We start from the raw sequence: 19,867 nt of genomic DNA, 5'->3' as shown, positions 1-19,867 counted from the left end.
CTAGTCGACGTCCTCGATCTCGCCGGTGGTGGTGCCGAAGGCGCGCTGGGCAAGCGTTGCCGCCATGAACTCGTCGAGATCACCGTTGAGCACGCCCGAGGTGTCGGAGGTCTGCACGCCGGTGCGCAGGTCCTTCACCATCTGGTAGGGCTGGAGCACGTAGGAGCGGATCTGGTGGCCCCAGCCGATGTCGGTCTTGGCGGCCTGGTCGGCCGCGGCCTTCTCCTCGCGCTTCTTCAGCTCGATCTCGTAAAGGCGCGCGCGCAGCATGTCCCAGGCCTGGGCGCGGTTCTTGTGCTGGGAGCGGCCGGCCTGGCAGACCACCGCAATCCCGGTCGGGATGTGCGTCAGGCGGACCGCGGATTCGGTCTTGTTGACGTGCTGGCCGCCGGCGCCGCCCGAACGCATGGTGTCGGTACGAACGTCGGATTCCTTGATGTCGATCTTGATGCTGTCGTCGATAACTGGGAAAACCTGCACGCTCGAGAACGAGGTGTGGCGCCGCGCATTGGAATCAAACGGCGAAATGCGCACCAAGCGATGCACGCCGGCTTCCGTCTTCAGCCAGCCATAGGCGTTGTGGCCGGAGACCTGGATGGTTGCCGACTTGATGCCGGCCTCTTCGCCGTCGGACTCTTCAAGCACCTCGACCTTGAAGCCGTGGGTTTCGGCCCAGCGCGTGTACATGCGCAGCAGCATCTGCGCCCAATCCTGGCTTTCGGTACCGCCGGCGCCGGCATGGACTTCGAGATAGGAATCGAAACGGTCGGCCTCGCCCGAGAGCAGAGCTTCGAGCTCGCGCCGCGCGACATCCTTCTTGAGGGCTTGCAGCGCTGCTTCCGCTTCCGTGACAACGCCCTCATCGCCCTCGGCCTCGCCGAGCTCGATCATGCCGACGTCGTCTTCGAGCTCCTGTTCGACCTTGCCGATACCGGACAGCGCGTCCTCCAGAGAGGTGCGCTCCTGCATCAGCTTCTGGGCTTTCTGCGGATCGTTCCAGAGATTGGGATCTTCCGCGAGCTTGTTCAGCTCAGCGAGGCGCGCCGTCGATTTCTCGACGTCAAAGATGCCTCCTCAGCAGCCCGACTGACTGCTTGATCTCTTCTACCAACCGTTCGATTTCGGCGCGCATGTCGTTCTCTGGTCTCCCGGAATCTCCGCGTGCGATGTCGAGAAGGGGATGTAGCGGCGGGGGCTGCAAAGCGCAACCACCAGAGTGCTTTGGGTCGTCCGTCTTATCCTGGGGCCCTAGTACAGTCCGCCGGTGCCGGGCCGCATGAAGAAGCCGGAATCGGGCGGCGCCTGCTGCGGGCCACGGCCATCGGCATCGGCAACGCCGATGACGGAGTAGTTATCGGGCGGCGCCGTGCCCGGCTTGAAGGCTTCGAGGATCGTGCCACCGGTCTCGCCCGGGCCAGCCCGCATGCCGGTCTTGGCGACAACGCGGATCAGCTTGATGCCGGCCGGAACCTTGAACGGAACAGCCGGCTTGTCGGCGAGCGCGAGCTTGAGGAAGTCGCGCGCGATCGGCGCTGCGAGATGGCCGCCGGTCGCCGCATTGCCCTTACCAAGCGGACGCGGCTTGTCGTACCCCATATAGATGCCAACTGCGATGTCAGGCGAGAAGCCGACGAACCAGGCGTCCTTGGCTTCGTTGGTGGTGCCGGTCTTGCCGGCGATCGGCTTGCCGACCTCCTTGACCACGGTCGCGGTACCCGCCTGGACGACGCCTTCCATCAGCTCAGTGATCTGGTAGGCGGTCATGGAGTCGAGCACCTGCTCGCGGCGGTCGACCAGCTGCGGCTCGGCCTGGTTCTTCCATCCGGCCGGAGCATCGCAGCCGCGGCATTCGCGCTGGTCGTGCTTGAAGATGGTGTGGCCGTAGCGGTCCTGGATACGGTCGATCAGGGTCGGCTTCACGCGGCGCCCGCCATTGGCGATCATCGAATAGGCCGTGACCATGCGCATCGCTGTCGTCTCGCCGGCGCCGAGCGCGTAGGAGAGATAGTTCGGCAGCTCGTCATAAACACCGAACCGGCGTGCATACTCGCCAATCAGCGGCATGCCGATGTCCTGCGCCAGACGCACCGTGACCGTGTTGAGCGACTGCCGCAGCGCGTTCCGCAGCGTCACCGGCCCCTGATACTTGTTCGCGGAAAAGTTTTCGGGCCGCCAGACGCCGCCGCCCTGCCCCTGGTCTATTTCGATCGGCGCGTCGACCACGACGGTCGACGGCGTGTAACCGTTATCCAGCGCTGCCGAATAGACGATCGGCTTGAACGACGAGCCCGGCTGACGATAGGCCTGTGTGGCGCGGTTGAACTGGCTCTGGTCGAAGGAGAAGCCGCCGACCATGGCGAGCACGCGGCCGGTCCAGGGGTCCATCACCACCATCGCGCCCGACACCTCGGGGATCTGGCGGAGCCGATACTGGCCCTCGACCGGTTGCCCGTCCTTGTAGAGCGGATCGGCGTAGATCACGTCGCCGGGCTGAAGCACCTGCGATACCGCGCTCGGGGCCTTGCCCCTTGCGGGGCCCGAGGCAGCCCTCGCCCATCTCACGCCGTCGAGGGTGATCAGGCCGGTCTCGCGCTGCTTGCTGACGGCGCCACCGAGCTCGCGGCCCGGCTGAAAGCCGATGCGCGCCGACTGGTCACTGGTCTCCAGCACCACCGCCATGCGCCATGGCGAAATGTCGGAGAGCGACTTGATGTCGGCGAGCTTGACACCCCAGTCGCCGGAAATGTCGAGCTTGCTGATCGCGCCGCGATAGCCCTGCTGTTCGTCATAGTTCACGAGGCCGGTGACCATGGTCTTGCGAGCCATGACCTGGATCTTCGGATCGAGCGTCGTGCGCACCGAAAGGCCGCCCTCGTAGAGCTTCTTCTCGCCATAGCGCTCGAAGATGTCGCGGCGGACTTCCTCGGCAAAATATTCGCCGGCGAAGGTGTGGGCGCCGTTGGAGCGGTTGGTGACGACCAGCGGCTCCTTGCGCGCCTTCTCGGCGTCGGCCTGCTTGATCCAGCCGTTTTCCTGGAGGCGGTCGATCACGTAGTTGCGGCGCTCGATGGCGCGGTCACGGTTGCGCACCGGATGCAGCGTCGCGGGCATCTTGGGTAGCGCCGCGAGATAAGCCGCTTCCGCGACCGTCAGCTCGTTCACCGACTTATCAAAATAGACGAGCGAGGCCGCTGCAATGCCGTAGGCGCCGAGGCCGAGATAGATTTCGTTGAGATACAGCTCGAGGATCTTGTCCTTGGAGTAGGTCCGCTCGATCCGCATCGCCAGCAAGGCTTCCTTGATCTTGCGGGCGAACGACACTTCGTTCGTCAGGAGGAAGTTCTTGGCGACCTGCTGGGTGATCGTGGAGGCGCCCTGGGGACGACGGTTGGAGCCGTAATTCTGTAGATAGAGCAGACCGGCACGCGCCATGCCGGTGTAGTCGATGCCGCCATGCTCGTAGAAATTCTTGTCCTCGGCAGCGAGGAAGGCGTTGATCACGAGCTTGGGCACCGCCTGGATCGGCAAATAAAGCCGACGCTCCTTGGCATATTCGCCGAGCAGCGAGCCGTCGACCGCGTGAACACGGGTCATCACCGGTGGTTCATAGTCCTGAAGCTGAGAGTAGTCCGGCAAGTCCTTGGAAAAATGCCAGATCAGGCCGGCCACGGCCCCGACGCCCACCAGGAAGACCACGGTTCCCGCGGCGAACAGGAAGCCCATGAACCGTATCAGCAAGCGCATTATCTGTTTATCCGTTCAAACCTTGAACAACCCATGGAACGATTCTTGGCGCCGGCAATAGGCGCCTTCCTCAAGTCGCGAAATTCACCGGCGTACCAGATTACACCATTTAAGAGCTTCGTTGGGCATTAGCCCTAACACGCTTGCCGAGGGGGTTGTCGATTCCAACCGTCGGCGATTTTATAGAGCGCCCGCTGTGGCCAAACTAGGGCTTTGCGGGATCAACAAAACTCCGTTTTCAGTTGGACCCGGCCGTCGCGAGCCGTTTGGCCAAAAAGGCGTCGATGGCCTGGGCCATCGACGTCACAGTCCGGGAACGCCAGTTCTCGGAGACCAGGTGCTCAAGGTCTCCTTTGTTGGAGACGTAACCCAGTTCGACCAGCACCGAGGGCACGTCGGGCGCCTTCAGCACCCGGAAGCCTGCCGACTTCAGGGGGTGTTTGTGCATCCGCACCGTCGTCTTCATCTCGCCCATCAAGAGGTGGGCGAAACGGTTTGAAAAGGTACGGGTTTCCCGCTGAGCGAGGTCGATCAGGATGTCCGCGACGTCGGTTGGCTCATCGGACAGGTTGACCCCGCCGATGGCGTCGGCCTTGTTTTCGGTATCCGCCAGCCGCTGGGCCTCGGCGTCGGAGGCCTTGTCCGACAGCGTATAGATGGTGGCACCCTGGGCGTCGCCCTCCCCACGCCGCAGCGCATCGGCGTGGATCGAGACGAACAGCGCGGCATTGATGGAGCGAGCGACTTTGACCCGGTCGTTGAGCGGGATGAAAGTGTCGTCATCCCGGGTCATCACCACCCGGTACTTGCCGCTCTTCTCCAGCCGGTCGCGCAGGGCGAGGCCAAAGGCCAGCACCAGATTCTTTTCGCTCTCGCCGCTCGACTGCGTGCCGTTGTCGATGCCGCCATGGCCGGGATCGATCACCACCACGGGACGAGAATCGGTCGGCGCTGCCGGTTTTTGCTTGGCGGGCTCGGGCGCAACCGTTGCCGTCGCTGCCGGAGGAGCGTCAGTTGTCGCCGGGCGCAGAGCGGCCCGGCTTTCCGGCGCCGTCGACTGCACGAAAGCAGCGCGATCGACCTCCTCCAGCTCCAGCACCAGCCGGGCCGGCTGACCGTTGGCGGCTTCGAGCACGTAGGAATTGGCGATCTTGGCCGGGCCTGCGAGGTCGAGCACGAGTCGCGAGCCGCCTGGCATCACCAGGCCGTAGCGAAACGCCTTGACCAGCCCGCGTCCGGCCGCCCCTGTGCCGGCAGGAAGGTGGAAATTGATCTGGGGAACGTCGACCACCACTCGGTACGGGTCCGCCAGCGTGAAGGCCCGAAACGTGATGGTCTGGTCGAGATCCAGAACAAGGCGGGTCTGCCTGATGTCCCCGGCCAGACGCGCTGCCGAGACGACCGGGAAATTCGACACTGAGGCGGGAGCTAGCGGCTGATTTTCCGCGGCGGCGACGGGCCTGGAATCAGAGCACGGCAATGCTGCGGCGCACAGCAGCGCAGATCCCAGCAAAATCAGATGATTTGCGCGGCTCGCCACCGACTCCGTGCCTCCGAGCAGCTCTTCTAACGCAATAGAACCGCAGGGTTAATCGGTCCTTAACGGCGCAATGACCAAATCTCGCCAAGTGTGACCGGCGCGCGACGCCCCTGACGCTCCCTTGCACCAAGGTCGCATTCCTCGTATGTACGAACTGCTGACGGCCAATATTTCCGGTTGTGTCGCTCTCAGCCTCCCGGTGCAGCGCCGGAACTCTCAAGGTTTGAGGATTCCAGCGTTTTCCCCCCTTCTTCACGGCCAGCGCGGCGCGCGGCAGCGAGGTTGGACGGGTCAAGGCTCCGGTGGCGCCGGTCCCAGGTTACCACCAATTTCCAGGGACGGCTTTGACAGGCGGCATAGCCCGTAACCCGGCTCCTTTTCCTAAGGACCGGCCGTATTCCCCCGGGGCGAGCGCTTTCGCGCCACACCCTGGCCAGCAGCAACTGATTAAGGGGCGGCGCGCTCGCCGCCCAATGTTTCATACGGGCCGACGCTTGATGCGCCAGACTGTGCCGACCAAAACCGAGAGACAATTCGCGACATTGCGGAGCGAAACTTCCGCGCGCCGCGTTGTCCCCTCGGCTTCCGGTTCGGCGCGGCGCGAGCGCGGGTGTTTTGGCCTTCCCCTCACCCCCGAATCAGGTGGACCGTCGCGTCACCCGGCAGCGCTCATCGCGCCCACGGTGAATCGCGCCCGCCGCCGCCAAGAGTTAAGACATGCCCAACAAGATGTTGATCGATGCCACCCACCCGGAAGAGACCCGGGTCGTCGTGGTCCGCGGCAATCGCGTCGAAGAGTTTGATTTCGAGACCGCGCAACGCAAGCAACTGCGCGGCAATATCTACCTCGCCAAGGTCACACGGGTCGAACCGTCCCTCCAGGCCGCCTTCGTCGAATATGGCGGCAACCGCCACGGCTTCCTCGCCTTCAGCGAAATTCATCCTGACTACTACCAGATTCCGGTTGCCGATCGGCAGGCACTGATCGAGGCCGAGGAGCAGGCTCATCGCGAGGCCGAGGAGGAGAACGAAAACCGTTCCCACAACCGCCGCCGCTCGCGCCACCGCAACGCCCGTCGTCGCGGCCATGGCGAGCGCGTGCAGAGCGACATCGTCGAGGGCCTCGAGGCTGGCGCCGATACCGCCGCCCAGCCGCTCGAAGGCGAGATGCAGCCGGAGGTCGCCGAGGGCACCGCGCACGAGGGCGAGCAGCTGCACGCCGAAGCCGAGCATCACGACGCGTTCGAGGCTCACGAGCACGATCGTGACGAGCATGGGCACGGCGATCACCATGACGACCATGATCATGAACACCATCATCACGATGATGGCGAACACGAGCACGAGTACGACCACGATCACGACCATGCCGACGAGGCGCCCGCGCCCGTTGCAGCCGTCGGAGCCGAGCCCGTCGTCGCGACCGAGGTCGCAGCGGAGCCGGAGGAGGCTGCCGCTTCCGAAGCGCCGGCGTCCGAACCGCATGCCGAGGCGCTGGCGGAAGCCGTGACCGCCGCGATCGAACCCGCCGACGCCGTGTACGCGGCCGCTGAGAGCGCCGAGGCGCCGCATCCTGGGGCTGCCACCGAGGACGACGCCGAGGATGGCGAGGACGGTGAAGAGGCCGAAGAGGAAGTCGTCGAGTCCGTCGGCGGCGACGACGTGCTGGAGGAAGTGCCGGAGCGCACTTTCCGCCCGCGCCGCCAGTACAAGATCCAGGAAGTCATCAAGCGCCGGCAGGTGATGCTGGTGCAGGTCGTCAAGGAAGAGCGCGGCAACAAGGGCGCGGCGCTGACGACCTATCTGTCGCTCGCCGGCCGCTATGCCGTCTTGATGCCGAACACGGCGCGCGGCGGCGGCATCAGCCGCAAGATCACCAGCGCCCAGGATCGTTCGCGCCTGAAGGAAGTCGTGCAGGATCTCGACGTGCCCGAGGGCATGGGCATCATCCTGCGCACGGCCGGCGCCTCCCGCACCAAGCCCGAGATCAAGCGCGACTTCGAATACCTCATCCGGATGTGGGAGACGGTGCGCGACCTGACGCTGAAGTCGCAGGCCCCAACCCTCGTCTACGAGGAAGGCTCGCTGATCAAGCGCTCGCTGCGCGACCTCTACAACAAGGAGATCGACGAAATCCAGGTTGCGGGCGAAAGCGGCTACCGCGAAGCGCGCGACTTCATGAAGATGCTGATGCCGGCCAATGTCAGCGCGGTGAGGCAGTATCGCGACGGCCAGCCGCTGTTCTCGCGCATGGGCGTTGAGAGCCAGTTGGATGCGATGTTCTCGCCGACCGTGCAATTGCGCTCCGGCGGCTATGTCGTCATCAATCAGACCGAGGCGCTGGTCTCGATCGACGTCAACTCCGGCCGCTCGACGCGCGAGCACCATATCGAGGACACCGCACTCAAGACCAATCTGGAAGCGGCCGAAGAGGTCGCGCGCCAGCTTCGGCTGCGCGATCTCGCCGGCCTGATCGTCATCGACTTCATCGACATGGACGAGAAGCGCAACAACCGCGCGGTCGAGCGCAAGCTGTCCGATTGCCTCCGGCAGGATCGCGCGCGCATCCAGGTCGGCCGCATCTCGCATTTCGGCCTTCTGGAGATGTCGCGCCAGCGCATCCGCGCCAGCGTGCTCGAGAGCTCGACCGATCCCTGCCCACATTGCGGCGGCACCGGCCACGTGCGCTCGGTCTCCTCCGTCGCGCTCCAGCTCCTGCGCGGGCTGGAAGAGATTTTGATGAAGGGCGCGACCCACAATCTGGTGGTCCGCACCCGCACCGACGTCGCGCTCTATGTGCTGAACCACAAGCGCGGCCATCTGCGCGACCTCGAGAACGGCTTCAAGGTCACGCTGTCGATCATCGCTGATCCCAGCGTCAGCGGCCCGCAGGCCTTTGTCATCGACCGCGGCGAGCAGGTGCATACGCTGGAAGCCGCCAAGGCGCTGCTCGCGGCGCAGGCCGCGGCAAGTCCGCCGCCCGCCGCTGAAGAGGCCTATGACGACGAGGACGGTTTCGATCTCGAGACCGAATCCGAGGTCGAGACGGACGAGACCGAGGGTCTCGGCGAAGAACAGGCCGCAGGCGACGCGGTACCCGAGCAGGACGGCCAGCGCCGTCGGCGTCGTCGGCGTCGTCGCGGCCGCGGCGGCCAGCGCGAAGGCGAGCTTCGCGAGGACACCGCGCCGACCGTTCCCGAGCCGGCCATGGCTACAGGCGAGTCCGACGAGGAAGCCGACGCGGAGCAGGAAGGCGAAGAGACCGAGGAGCAGATCGACCAGGCCCGCAGTGAGCAGGGTGGCGGCGAGCGCCGTCGCCGGCGTGGACGTCGCGGCGGACGCCGCCGGCGTGGCGGTGTCGAGGAAGGACTTGCCGGTTCGATCAGCGACGAGCTGAGCGCCAATCCACCGCCTGAGGCGACGGAGGCGGTCGCCGATTTCGACGGCTTGACGCCGGAGACACCGTCGATCGCGCAGACCGAAGCGACCGTTCAACCCGCTGCGCCTCAGCCTGAAGAACCGGCCGACGCAACACCTGCCCCGGCTCAATCCGAGGCGGCCGCCGCTGATGGGTCCGCGTCGGACAGCGACAAGTCCGCGCGGCGTCGTTCGACCGTGCGTGAAAAGGTGAGCTTCCTCAGCAGCCAGCCCGAGCCTGCTGCCGAGGTCGCGCAAGCGCCCAGCGAGGTTACGCCGCCAGCTCCCGCGGCCGAGCCCGCACCAGAGGCCGCAGTCGAAACACCGGCGCCGCAGCCGCGTCGCGCCGGCTGGTGGTCACGCCGCTTCGGCGGTGGTCAATAGGTCGAACACCAACAGACAAAACGCCCGGCCAAGCCGGGCGTTTTGCGTTTGGATCAGCGGTGGCTACAGCGGCGGCAGTGCGTCGTCGAGCGGCGGCACGTCGCGGGATGCAATCTGCCGGAGCTGGTCGTAAAGGTCGGGCGCTTCGCTGGTGCAGAGACAGACGGCCTTGGCGGCAGGCGCATCGCCGGCGTTGAGGTAGGCGTGGCCCATGGTGCTGTCGAGATAAATGCCGTCGCCCTCGCCCAGAATCTCCGGCGCGTAGAACTCGGTGTGGACGGCGACGCGTCCGCTCGTCACCAGAAAATACTCTTCACCTGCGTGGCGCAGCAGCGGGCCGAACTCCTCCAGCGAGCGCGCACGGACTTCGGCCATGATCGGCACCATGCGTTTGCCGATCAGGTCGGTGCATTGATAGTTGTAGGTGTAGAATTTCGTGGTGATCACCTGCCCTTGCCCGGCGCGGCTGATGCTTCGCCGCGCCGTGACCGGCCGGCCCTGCTCGGGGCGCATCGCGGTCGCCGGATTGAACAGCTCGGCGATCTCCATCTTCAGGCCCGCGGTGAGCTGCAACAGCTTGTCGTAGGTCAGCGACATCAGGCCGTTCTCGACCTTGGACAGGGTCGAGAGCGCCATGCCCGTCCGCTCCGCCACCTGCTTGAGCGTCAGGCCGCGCGCCTGACGGGCGGCCTTGAGGCATTGGCCAAGCTGGGAATTGGCACCTTCAGGCGTCGCGATCTCGCTCATGCAGCAATCCTATCACGGCAGCGGAAAAAATATTGGCCTATCCATCTAATCTTTTCGGCCTAGAAGGCCCCAAATCGCCATTGTCGGGCCGCCTCCGAGGCAATCCGGCTAGGATTTATGCACGGAACCGGCCCTTTTGATGAATATTGGTGCGCCGACTGCATTTTCCGATATGCTAAACCGTTTTCATAATTTGAAAGGGATTGGCATTGTCCGGACTTTGCGATTCCAGTGCCGTTGAGCTGCGCCGCCTGCTGGCTGCGCGGGCGATCTCGCCTGTCGAGCTGCTCGACGCCTGCCTCTCGCGGATCGCCGCAACCAATCCTGCCGTGAACGCCGTCGTGACGCTGGATGAGCGCGGCGCACGCACCGCGGCCAAGGAAGCGGAGGCCGCCATCCTGCGCGGCGAGGAACGTGGCGCCCTGCATGGCCTCCCCGTTCTCATCAAGGACACCCAGGATACCGCCGGGCTGCGCACGACCTATGGCAGCCCTTTGCTCAGGGATCATGTGCCGTCGGCTGACCAGGCTTCCGTTGCGCGGCTGCGCGCGGCCGGTGCGATCATTTTCGGCAAGACCAACACACCGGAATGGGCGGCGGGCGGCAACACCCGCAACCCCGTGTTCGGCGCGACCGGCAATCCCTTCGATCCCATGCGCTCGGCGGCCGGCTCCTCCGGCGGCTCGGCGGTGGCGCTTGCCTGCGGAATGGCTCCGCTCGCCTCCGGCTCAGACACCGGCGGCTCCTTGCGCAATCCGGCCGGCTTTGCCGGCATCGTCGGCATGCGTCCCTCCTACGGCCTCGTGGCGAGCGAAAAGCGCGCCTTCGGCTGGTCCAACCTGTCGACCGACGGACCGATGGCGCGCAACGTCGCCGACACCGCACTGATGCTGTCGGTGATGGCGAGCGACGATGCGCGCGATCCGCTCGCCTACACCCTGCCGGGCGAGCAATTGCGCGGACGCGCCGAACGCTGGGCCGCACCGCGTCCTGCCGAGCTCGGCAAGCTGCGCGTCGCCTTCACCGAGGATTTTGGCTTTGCCCCGACCGAGCAGGCGATCCGCCGCGTATTCCGCCGCCGCGTGGGCAAGCTTGCGCCGCTGTTCGCCGAATGCCGCGAGGCAACGCCCGATTGCTCCGGCGCCGACGATGCCTTCGCCGTGCTTCGCGCAGGCATGTTCCTCGCCGTGCACGGCAAGAACTACAAAGAGCGTCCGGAGATGCTCGGCCCCAATGTGCGGGCCAACGTCCAGGAAGGACTGAGCTATACGCTCGAAGACTACGCGCGCGCGGCGACCGCGCAGACGCGGATCTATCGCGCCTATCAAAGCTTCTTCGAAAGTTGCGACGTGCTGATCAGCCCGACCATCACGCTGAGCCCGCGACCCTGGTCGGAGCTCTATCCGGCGGAGATCGACGGCGCGCCGACCAAATCGTACTTCCACTGGCTCGCGCTCGCCTATGCCGTGACACTTCCAGGTCATCCCGCGCTCAGCCTGCCGCTCGGCGTCGATGAGGCCGGCCTGCCGTTCGGTCTTCAGATCGTGGGACCACGCGGCGGCGACGTTATCGTGCTCTCGGTCGCCGCGAGCATCGAGGCCGAATTTGTCAGCAATCCGCAGCTTTGCCGCCCGATCCCCGATCTGGCACGGCTCGCCGCGGCGCCGCCTCTCTCGGCCGCGCCAGGCTTCCTCACCTGGGAATGACCCCACAGCAGAGTTAGCAGCGCCACGGGATCGCCGGCGAAACGGAGATGAGCATGCCTGAATTGTCGCAGCGGAAAACCGGGGTCGTCGCGTTCGTCCTGCTCTACATCGCCTACTGCATCTCCTACGTCGACCGTGCCGCGATCTCGCTGGCGCTGGCGCAGATCGGCAAGGACTTCAACCTCCAGGCCGCCGATCTCGGCATCGTCATCAGCGCGTTCTTCCTGGGCTATGCCGCCATGCAGGTGCCGGGCGGATGGCTCTCCGACCGCTTCGGCTCGAAATATGTGGTGATCGTCACGATCGTGATGTGGTCGCTGTTCACGGCCTTCACGAGCCTGGCCTGGTCGCTGACGTCGCTGATCGCGATCCGCTTCATCTTCGGCATCGCCGAGGGCGGCTTTCCGCCGGCGAGCATCCGCGCCATCGCCGAACTGTTCAAGAAGGACAGCCGGCCAAAAATGTCGGCGCTGCTGCTGTCGTCGAACTATGCCGGCAGCATGCTCGCGCCGCTGATCATGGCGCCGCTGATCCTCTGGCTCGGCTGGCGCCACGCCTTCAACACGATCGGCATCGCCGGCCTCGTGTTCGCGGCGGTCTATTTCCTGTTCGTCCCGCATCTGGGGCGCATGGGCGAGGCTCAGGCAAGAGCGGCGACGGCGAAGCCTGCGGACCGCGCGCCGATGCGCGAGCTGATGAAGAACCCGCTGCTCTGGCAGTTGATGGTGGTGTGGTTCGGCCTCAGCTGCGTCAACAAGGGGCTGGATTCCTGGATGCCGCTCTATCTGCTCCAGCAGCGCGGGCTCGACCTCAAGACCGTCGGCGTGGTGGCGCCGATCCCGTTCGTGATGGCAACGATCGCGACCGCGATCGGCGGCTGGGTCATGACGACGTTCTTCGCCGAGCGCGAAAAGTATCTTCTGATCGGCAGCTCCGCGTTGACCGGCATCTTCCTCTACGCCATGTACAGGGCCGAGACAATCGCGGTGCTGATCACCTATCAGTCGCTGGTCTATTTCTTCAAATCCTTCGTGCTGGCCTCGGTGGTCGCGCTTCCGACAAAGCTGCTTCGCGACGACCAGATCGGATCGGGCGTGGGCATGGTCAATCTCGGCGGCCAGAGCGCGGGCTTCGTCGCACCGGCGGCGATGGGCTTCATCGTGACTGGAACCGGATCGTTCGATGCGGCCTTCGGCTTCCTGGTAGCAATGACCGCGATGTCGGTCGTCGTCGCCGCGACCATCAACACGGCGCAGCCCAAGCTCGCGCCGCGCCCGGCCTGACAGGAGTTTTTGTCGATGCAAAGCGCGATCGTCCTCGGCGGCGGCATGATCGGTGTCAGCGCCGCGCTGCATCTGCAGCGGCGCGGCTGGTCGATCACGCTCGTCGATCGCACGGAGCCGGGCCGGGAGACCAGCTACGGCAATGCCGGAATGATCCAGGCGGAGGCTGTGCGGCCTTATCCGATGCCGCGCGACTTTGCCACATTGCTGAAGATCGCGGCCGGCCGCACCAACGACGTCCGCTATAGCCTCGCATCCCTCCACCGCCACGTCGAGCCGCTGCTCCGCTATTGGTGGCATTCGGCGCCGAAGCGGCATCGCGAGGCAAGCGAGGCATGGGCGCGCCTGATTGCCTATGCGACCTCAGAGCACGATATCCTCATCCGCGCGGCTCACGCCGACAATCTCATCCGCCGCGCCGGCTATCGGCTGCTGCATCGCGACCCCGCCGAGTTCGAGCTCGCGATCAAGACCGCAGAGGAAAACCGGCGCGACTTCGGCGTGAACTTCCGCGTGCTCTCGGGCAGCGAGTTGGCGAAAGCCGAGCCGTTGCTGCGCGACGATCTTCCCGGCGCGATTCACTGGCTCGATACATGGACCGTGTCGGATCCCGGCGCGCTGGTCGCCAGCTATGCCGACCTGTTCCAGCGTCTCGGCGGCCATATCCTTCTCGGCGATGCGCAGACGTTGCAGCAGACGTCCTCCGGCTGGTCCGTGCAAACCGACGACGGAGCGATCGATGCAGCCGATGTCGTCGTCACGCTCGGGCCGTGGTCGCCCAATCTGTTGCAGAAATTCGGTTACCGCATTCCGCTGGTGCGCAAGCGCGGCTACCATATGCACTATAGCGGCGGCGCTTCGCTCGACCTTCCCCTGGTCGATGCCGCACGCGGCTACGCCATGGGGCCGATGGCCAAGGGAATACGTATCACAACCGGTGCAGAGCTGACCGGCCCGGATGCGCCGGCCACGCCTGTGCAACTCGGAAGCGCAGAAGCGTCCGCACGCGAGCTGCTCGATCTCGGCGCGCGCGTCGAACCCGAGCCGTGGTTCGGCACCCGGCCCTGCACGCCAGACATGCTGCCGGTGCTTGGGCGAGCGCCGCGCCATCGCGGGCTCTGGATGAATTTCGGCCACGGTCATCAGGGTTTTACGCTGGGACCCGCGACCGGACGTCTGCTCGCGGAAATGATGAGCGGCGAGACGCCGTCGATCGATCCCGCGCCGTACCGGCCGGAGCGCTTCTAGTTCGCCAAGCCGCTCTGTATCTGCCCTGAGCGTCAAAATCCGGTCTGACGAGATCATCTCGCCCGGGAAGCAACGCGGCGGGCAACTCGACAAGAGCGAGCCTCCGCTTGGGTACCTCTTAATGGTCGGCGCCCGATCTACCGCGCGTTCCCAACCATCGGCATCATGCAGGCATTGAACGCTGTGAGGCAAGACAATGACCAACGATCAACGCGCGCAACTGCCGCCGATCCCTCACAACAGCAAAATCGGCATCGTCGGAGCAGCAATCCTCATGCTGGGGCCAATTGCCGCCGGCGCCACTCTAAGAGCAGGAACGCGCATCTATGAAGGCTTCGAACCGTTCGAGAAATCCGCGAATGAGCGTGTCTCCGCCGGCTTCGAAGGTACTAAGGGTCTCGCGCCCGTTTCCGACCAGCTGATGAGCGCGCTGGCGTCGCTTAGCCAGAGCGTTCAGGGCGCGCAGAAGCCCCTGGTTCGGGCCGAGGGCAACGAATGACCCTGTACCCACCAAGTTCATCGTGCTGACGCAACGAGGGGGGTTGGATGCGAAAGATTCATGCTCCGACCGTTGACGCGCAGAGCTGGGAAGCTCTCCCTGGCTGATCCCGAAAAGCAACGGGGAAATGACTTCAGCATGGCTCAACGATGGTTCATCGTGGGTGCGATCCTCCTGGCGGCCTCGTTCATTCAAATACCGATCGTTCTCGACCCTGATCTGGGCTGCCTGCTCACTGAAAACGAAAAGATCCTGGATGGCGGAAAGATTGGAATCGACCTCTTCGAGGTGAATTCGCCCCTTTCAATTTACATGTACATGCCGGCAGTGAAGGTGGCACGGATGACCGGCATTGCACCTGAAATCATCGTGATCATGATGGTGATCATCGAGATCGCGGGCGCGCTTTTTTTAATCGATCGAGCGGCTCAAGCGGCAAAGCTGGGAGCCAGAGAGAGAACCATTTCAACGTGGTCGCTCGCGCTTTTGCTTGCAATTCTTCCTGGCACGGTATTCGGCCAGCGTGAACACATGGCCACAATTGCACTGACCCCATTTGTAGCCATCACTGGGCTGCGTTGGCGCGGCTTCGAGCCCGGACCGGTCGCGATCCTCGCGGGCGTGGGGGCGGGGTTGGCCATGAGCATCAAGCCCTTCTTTGCTCTGGTGGCAGGCCTTCCGCTCATCCTTGGCATCGTTCACCAACGTTCCTTCAGAGCTTTGTTTACCTCTGAAGGATGCACAGCCGCGGTTATCGCAATCGGCTATGGCGTGGTCCTCGTTGCTGTCTTCCCCGACTATCTCTTTACATATGCGCCGATGGTCGCCGACGCCTATCTGCCGATCAGGAGGGAGTTTGGCGGCCTGGTTCTTGTTCCAATCGCGGTGATAAGCGTCTCTATTGCGTTCCTGCGCCTGTTGGCTCCTCAAGAGCTCAAAATGGGGAGCGACGCAATGCCGTGGTTGGCCGCCTCGATTGGCGGAGCCGCGAGCTTCCTGCTCCAAGGCAAGGGGTGGCCATACATGGCTTTCGCGCTGTGTATGTTTGCGATTGCCGCGCCGTTGCTGCACATTCGAAGGCCATTGCGAGCGCCAGTCATGATTGGCGGCCTCGCTACCATTTGGATTATCGGGCTCTATCTGTCCTCACCGGCCCCGGGGTTTCCGCCACTGAAGGGGCGCATCCAGGCACTTGTGAAGCATCCGCGGCTGCTCACGCTTACCGATCACGTCGGTCTGGGGCATCCGCTCGTCCGTCAAATCGACGGAACTTGGGTCGGCCATTCTTGCGCGCCGCAACTCTTAACTGCCGGTGCAATCGTGCGCCAGAACAGCTCACAACCAACTCAACCCGAGCAAGCAAAGTCGGACAGCGTCATACAACTCGAGCGGCGCCATTTGTTGGCGAGCCTGCGAAACGATCGCCCGGATGTCATTCTCGTGGATACTTACCTGCTTAGTTCGTTTCAGTTCGACTGGTTGGCTTGGGCTAATAGAGATCCCGAACTCCAGATGGAGCTCGGTCACTATCGTGAAGTCGAGGATGTTGGCCGCGTTCGAATATTCGTCGATCAATCGAAGTTGGAACGATGATCCGTTCAATGCCCTAGGTCGTGTGGACTCTTGGGATTCTCAAATCGGATGGAACATGATTCAAGGCTTTCTTTTTGGGAGGAAGCCTTGAGCGTCATGGACCCGCTCGTTCTGAGCGACGATCGATCTCGATGGCGCCGATAGGCCGCTTCCGCCTCCTTGAAGCGCGACAGCTCAGCCAGCGCCGCGCCAAGCTTGTTGTGAAGGCCTGCATCGCGCGGCCGCCGCAGAAGCGCGCGCTGAACCCCACCACCGCCCCATCCCGCTCGCCCTTCACGTCAAGCGCATCGCCCTAGGCTCGGCATCCACCCGCGCCCTGCTCGGTTGGGCCCCTAAACAGCCAGGGCTGATCGAGGATCTCGACCAGCCCTACTATTTCAAGGCGCAACGGCGCGATGTGCCGGCTGGCAGATCAGTCAGTCGTGAGCGCCGTCTCCATGTCGGTCGGATCGATCTGCTGGCTCAGCCGCGCGTTGAGCTTGTCGCGGTCCAGCTCGCCCTCCCACCAGGCGACGATCACGCAGGCGACGCCGTTGCCACAAAGATTGGTCAGCGCGCGGCATTCGCTCATGAACTTGTCGATACCGAGCACGATCGCCATGCCCGGCACGAGCCGCGGATCGACCACCGCCAGCGTCGCAGCGAGCGTGATGAAGCCGGCACCGGTGATGCCGGAGGCACCTTTCGAGGTCAGCATGGCGACGACCAGGATGGTGAGCTGCTGGCCCAAGGTGAGATCGAAGCCGAGCGCCTGCGCGATGAACAGGGTCGCCAGGGTCATGTAGATGTTGGTGCCGTCGAGGTTGAACGAGTAGCCGGTGGGCACCACGAGACCGACGACCGACTTGGAGCAACCGAGCCGTTCCAGCTTCTCCATCAACGACGGCAGCGCGCTTTCCGAGGACGAAGTGCCGAGCACGATCAGCAGCTCATCCTTGATGTAGGCGAGGAAGCGGAAGATCGAGAAGCCTGCGAGCCGTGCGATGGTGCCGAGGACGATAAGCACGAACAGCGCAGCGGTGACGTAGAAGGTCGCGATCAGCCCGATCAGGTTGAGGATCGCGCCGGTGCCGAACTTGCCGATGGTATAGGCCATCGCGCCGAATGCGCCGATCGGCGCCGCGCGCATCACGATCGAGATGACGCCGAACACGGCATGGGCGGCATCGTCGATGAAGCTGCGGATCACGTGGCCGCGCTCGCCGAGGCCCATGATGGCGAAGCCGAACAGCACCGAGAACAGCAGCACCTGGAGGATCTCGCCTTGTGCGAAGGCGCCGACCACGGTGTCAGGGATGATGTGCAGGATGAAGTCGACGGACTTCTGCGCTTCCGCCTGCTTGGCGTAAGTGGCGACGGCTTGCGCGTTGGCTGCGGCATTGCCAAAGCCCGCGCCGGGACGAACCAGGTTGCCGACGGCAAGACCGATCATCAGCGCGAAGGTCGACACGATCTCGAAATAGACCAGCGCCTTGACGCCGATGCGGCCGACCTTCTTGGCATCCTGGATGTGCGCGATGCCGGAGACGACGGTGCAGAAGATGATCGGGGCGATCACCATCTTGATCAGCTTGATGAAGCCGTCGCCCATCGCCTTGATCCAGTCGTTGGTCGCGACCGAGGGCCACAGCCAGCCGACGATGGCGCCGAGCACGATAGCGATCAGCACCTGGACGTAGAGAACTCTATACCACGGTTTGGCGGCCGCCTTCGGCGCGGCCGCCGCCAACGTTGTCGTCGCCATCTGCTCCCTCCCCTTAAACTCTCTTGGTTCTAGCCAAGATCAACTTGGTGGGCCGAGTCAAATGGAACGGCCCGGCCGTTGGCCGCCTATTGGCGGCGATCGACGCCCCGGCGAAGAGCCGGCATCAGCGTCGCCCCGAGGGCGTTCTTGATCAGCGACGCCGCGATGAACGGCACGATGCCGACCTGCCAGGCCTTGGCGGCGCCCAGCCCGAGGCCGAAAGCAAGCCAGGCAAATCCCATCGCCAAAATCGCGACGTGGCCGATGGCCATGGCCGCGAACAGCCGGAGCATGCTGCGATCCCAGCCACGCTCAGCGAGAAAGCCTGTGACGAAGGCCGCCACGACGAAGCCGAGCAGATATCCGGCCGTAGGGCCGACAAGTGGAGCGAGGCCGCCGACCGGGCCTGCGAACACCGGCAGGCCCATCGCGCCTTCCGCCAGATACGCGATCATGGTGGCACTACCGAGGCGCCAGCCATAAGCGGCGCCGATCATCAGCACGACCAGCGTCTGCAACGTCATGGGTACATAGGGCAGCGGCAGGCTGACCTTGGCTGACAGCGCCATCAAAGCCGTTCCAATCGCGACCAGCACGACCGTGCGCAGCGCGCCCGCGGCTTCGCCGCTTTGGATCGGCCACACGATGGCGGCGAGAGGAAAATGCGGGGCGGCAGCTGGCGATCTGTCAGACAAGTTGGACTCCGGAAGGCTCTTTAGAAAACTGGCGGGCTATTTAAGCCAGTGAGCGATCCGGTCAACCGCTTCCCGCATCTCGTCCGCCGATCGTGCATAGGAGAAGCGGATGAATGAGTGGCCGTGCACGGGATCGAAATCGATGCCGGGCGTGGCCGCGACATGGGCCTGCTCCAGCATCTGCTTGGCAAACTCAAAGCTGTCGGAGGTGAAATCCGAGACGTCGGCATAGAGGTAGAATGCGCCGTCAGCGGGCAGGAACTTGCTCAGGCCCGCCTTGGGCAGCCCCTCGATCAGGATGCGGCGGTTCTCCTGATAGCCGTGCTTGATCTCCTCCATCTCGGCAGCGCCGTCGAATGCTGCTTCAGCCGCAATCTGCGAGAGCGACGGCACCGAGATCGAGAGGTTCTGCTGGAGCCGCTCGACCGGCCGCACCAAGACGTCCGGCACCACCATCCAGCCGACTCGCCAGCCGGTCATGCAAAAATATTTCGAGAATGAATTGATGATGAGCGCATGGTCCGACAGCGCCGCCGCGGTGACGGCCGGGAATGCGTAGTCGAGGCCGTGATAGATCTCGTCCGAGATGAAGCGTATGCCGGCCCCCTCCGCGGCCTCGATCAGGCTGGACAGCGCCTCCCTGGACATCATGGTCCCGGTGGGGTTGGCGGGGCTTGCGACCAGCACGCCCTTGAGCGGCGCCTTGCGATGCTCAGCCAGCAGCGCCTCGCCGGTCAGGGCATGGCGGGTCTCGCTGGTGGTCTCGATCGGCACCGGCTCGCAGCCGAGCGCGGTCAGGATATGACGGTATGGCGGATAACCGGGCACCGTCACCGCGACGCGGTCACCTGGCTCGAACAGGGCAAGGAAGCCCAGGATGAAGCCGCCGGAAGATCCCGTGGTGACGACGATCCGCTCGGGGCTCACCGCGCAGCCATAGGCATCCAGATAATGGCGCGCGATGCGTTCACGCAACGACGGGATACCGAGCGCGGAGGTATAATCGATCCGCGCAGTGTCCAGCGCCCGGTGGGCGGCCGCGATCGCGGTCTTCGGGGCCGGCGCGGCAGGCTGTCCGACCTCCATGTGGATGACGTGACCGCCGGCCGCCTCGATTCGCGCGGCCGCCGCCATCACGTCCATCACCATGAAGGGGGGAACGTCACTGCGGCGGGATGGCGTCAGCCAGGGCTCCAGCCGGTTCCTCAATATCGCATCGCGCATCAATATCTGCTATTCGCTTCCGGTCCGGAACCCCAGGGGGCCG

At 64.4% G+C, this 19,867-nt stretch carries 13 protein-coding genes; 6 read left to right on the top strand and 7 right to left on the bottom strand.

Annotated elements, in window-relative coordinates; genetic code table 11:
* From prfB to QA640_RS22090, 3 genes are all read right to left on the bottom strand, one after another.
* Positions 1-1,132, bottom strand: a protein-coding gene (gene prfB, locus QA640_RS22100; RefSeq protein WP_283042688.1) for a peptide chain release factor 2 whose coding sequence is annotated in 2 segments (ribosomal slippage) — positions 1-1,062 and positions 1,064-1,132 — 1,131 coding nt in all. Because the reading frame shifts where the segments join, the coding sequence is not laid out codon by codon here.
* Between the two features lie 116 nt (positions 1,133-1,248).
* Positions 1,249-3,744, bottom strand: a complete 2,496-nt coding sequence (locus QA640_RS22095) for a penicillin-binding protein 1A (RefSeq protein ID WP_283042687.1) — start codon at positions 3,742-3,744, stop codon at positions 1,249-1,251.
* 238 nt (positions 3,745-3,982) lie between these two features.
* Positions 3,983-5,284, bottom strand: coding sequence for an N-acetylmuramoyl-L-alanine amidase (locus QA640_RS22090; protein ID WP_283042686.1), 1,302 nt, complete (start codon positions 5,282-5,284; stop codon positions 3,983-3,985).
* A gap of 717 nt (positions 5,285-6,001) precedes the next feature.
* Here QA640_RS22090 and QA640_RS22085 point away from each other — a divergent pair.
* Positions 6,002-9,085, top strand: a complete 3,084-nt coding sequence (locus tag QA640_RS22085) for a ribonuclease E/G (RefSeq protein WP_283042685.1) — start codon at positions 6,002-6,004, stop codon at positions 9,083-9,085.
* A gap of 63 nt (positions 9,086-9,148) precedes the next feature.
* Here QA640_RS22085 and QA640_RS22080 read toward each other — a convergent pair whose 3' ends face one another.
* Positions 9,149-9,832, bottom strand: coding sequence for an XRE family transcriptional regulator (locus tag QA640_RS22080; RefSeq protein ID WP_283042684.1), 684 nt, complete (start codon positions 9,830-9,832; stop codon positions 9,149-9,151).
* 209 nt (positions 9,833-10,041) lie between these two features.
* On the opposite strand from QA640_RS22080, the gene QA640_RS22075 reads away from it, so the two are divergent.
* The 5 genes from QA640_RS22075 to QA640_RS22055 all read left to right on the top strand — a co-directional run bounded on the left by QA640_RS22075 (position 10,042) and on the right by QA640_RS22055 (position 16,161).
* A complete protein-coding gene (locus tag QA640_RS22075; protein WP_283042683.1) occupies positions 10,042-11,538 on the top strand; it encodes an amidase family protein in 1,497 nt (498 codons plus the stop codon).
* A 53-nt stretch (positions 11,539-11,591) separates the two neighbouring features.
* Positions 11,592-12,821 carry an MFS transporter gene (locus QA640_RS22070; RefSeq protein WP_283042682.1) on the top strand — a complete coding sequence of 410 codons (1,230 nt, stop codon included), beginning with the start codon at positions 11,592-11,594 and terminating at the stop codon, positions 12,819-12,821.
* Positions 12,822-12,836: 15 nt separating this feature from the next.
* Positions 12,837-14,069 carry an FAD-dependent oxidoreductase gene (locus tag QA640_RS22065; protein ID WP_283042681.1) on the top strand — a complete coding sequence of 411 codons (1,233 nt, stop codon included), beginning with the start codon at positions 12,837-12,839 and terminating at the stop codon, positions 14,067-14,069.
* A 196-nt stretch (positions 14,070-14,265) separates the two neighbouring features.
* Positions 14,266-14,568: a hypothetical protein gene (locus tag QA640_RS22060; RefSeq protein ID WP_283042680.1), complete on the top strand. Its 303-nt coding sequence runs from the start codon at positions 14,266-14,268 to the stop codon at positions 14,566-14,568.
* 60 nt (positions 14,569-14,628) lie between these two features.
* Entirely contained in the window at positions 14,629-16,161 is a 1,533-nt protein-coding gene (locus tag QA640_RS22055) for a hypothetical protein (protein ID WP_283042679.1), read from the top strand.
* A 412-nt stretch (positions 16,162-16,573) separates the two neighbouring features.
* Here the strand turns inward: QA640_RS22055 and QA640_RS22050 are convergent, their stop codons facing one another.
* From QA640_RS22050 to QA640_RS22040, 3 genes are all read right to left on the bottom strand, one after another.
* Positions 16,574-17,905 (bottom strand): dicarboxylate/amino acid:cation symporter, encoded by a 1,332-nt coding sequence (locus QA640_RS22050; protein WP_283042678.1) that lies wholly within the window; start codon positions 17,903-17,905, stop codon positions 16,574-16,576.
* 86 nt (positions 17,906-17,991) lie between these two features.
* Positions 17,992-18,549 carry a biotin transporter BioY gene (locus QA640_RS22045; protein ID WP_283042857.1) on the bottom strand — a complete coding sequence of 186 codons (558 nt, stop codon included), beginning with the start codon at positions 18,547-18,549 and terminating at the stop codon, positions 17,992-17,994.
* Between the two features lie 87 nt (positions 18,550-18,636).
* On the bottom strand, positions 18,637-19,824 hold the full coding sequence (locus QA640_RS22040) for an aminotransferase class I/II-fold pyridoxal phosphate-dependent enzyme (RefSeq protein ID WP_283042677.1): 1,188 nt from the start codon (positions 19,822-19,824) through the stop codon (positions 18,637-18,639).
* Between the last annotated feature and the right edge of the window lie 43 nt (positions 19,825-19,867).

It is taken from the genome of Bradyrhizobium sp. CB82 (assembly GCF_029714405.1).
Taxonomy (GTDB): Bacteria; Pseudomonadota; Alphaproteobacteria; order Rhizobiales; family Xanthobacteraceae; genus Bradyrhizobium.
The sequence above is the reverse complement of the archived record's forward strand: the minus strand, read 5'-3'. Positions and strand labels throughout refer to the sequence as shown.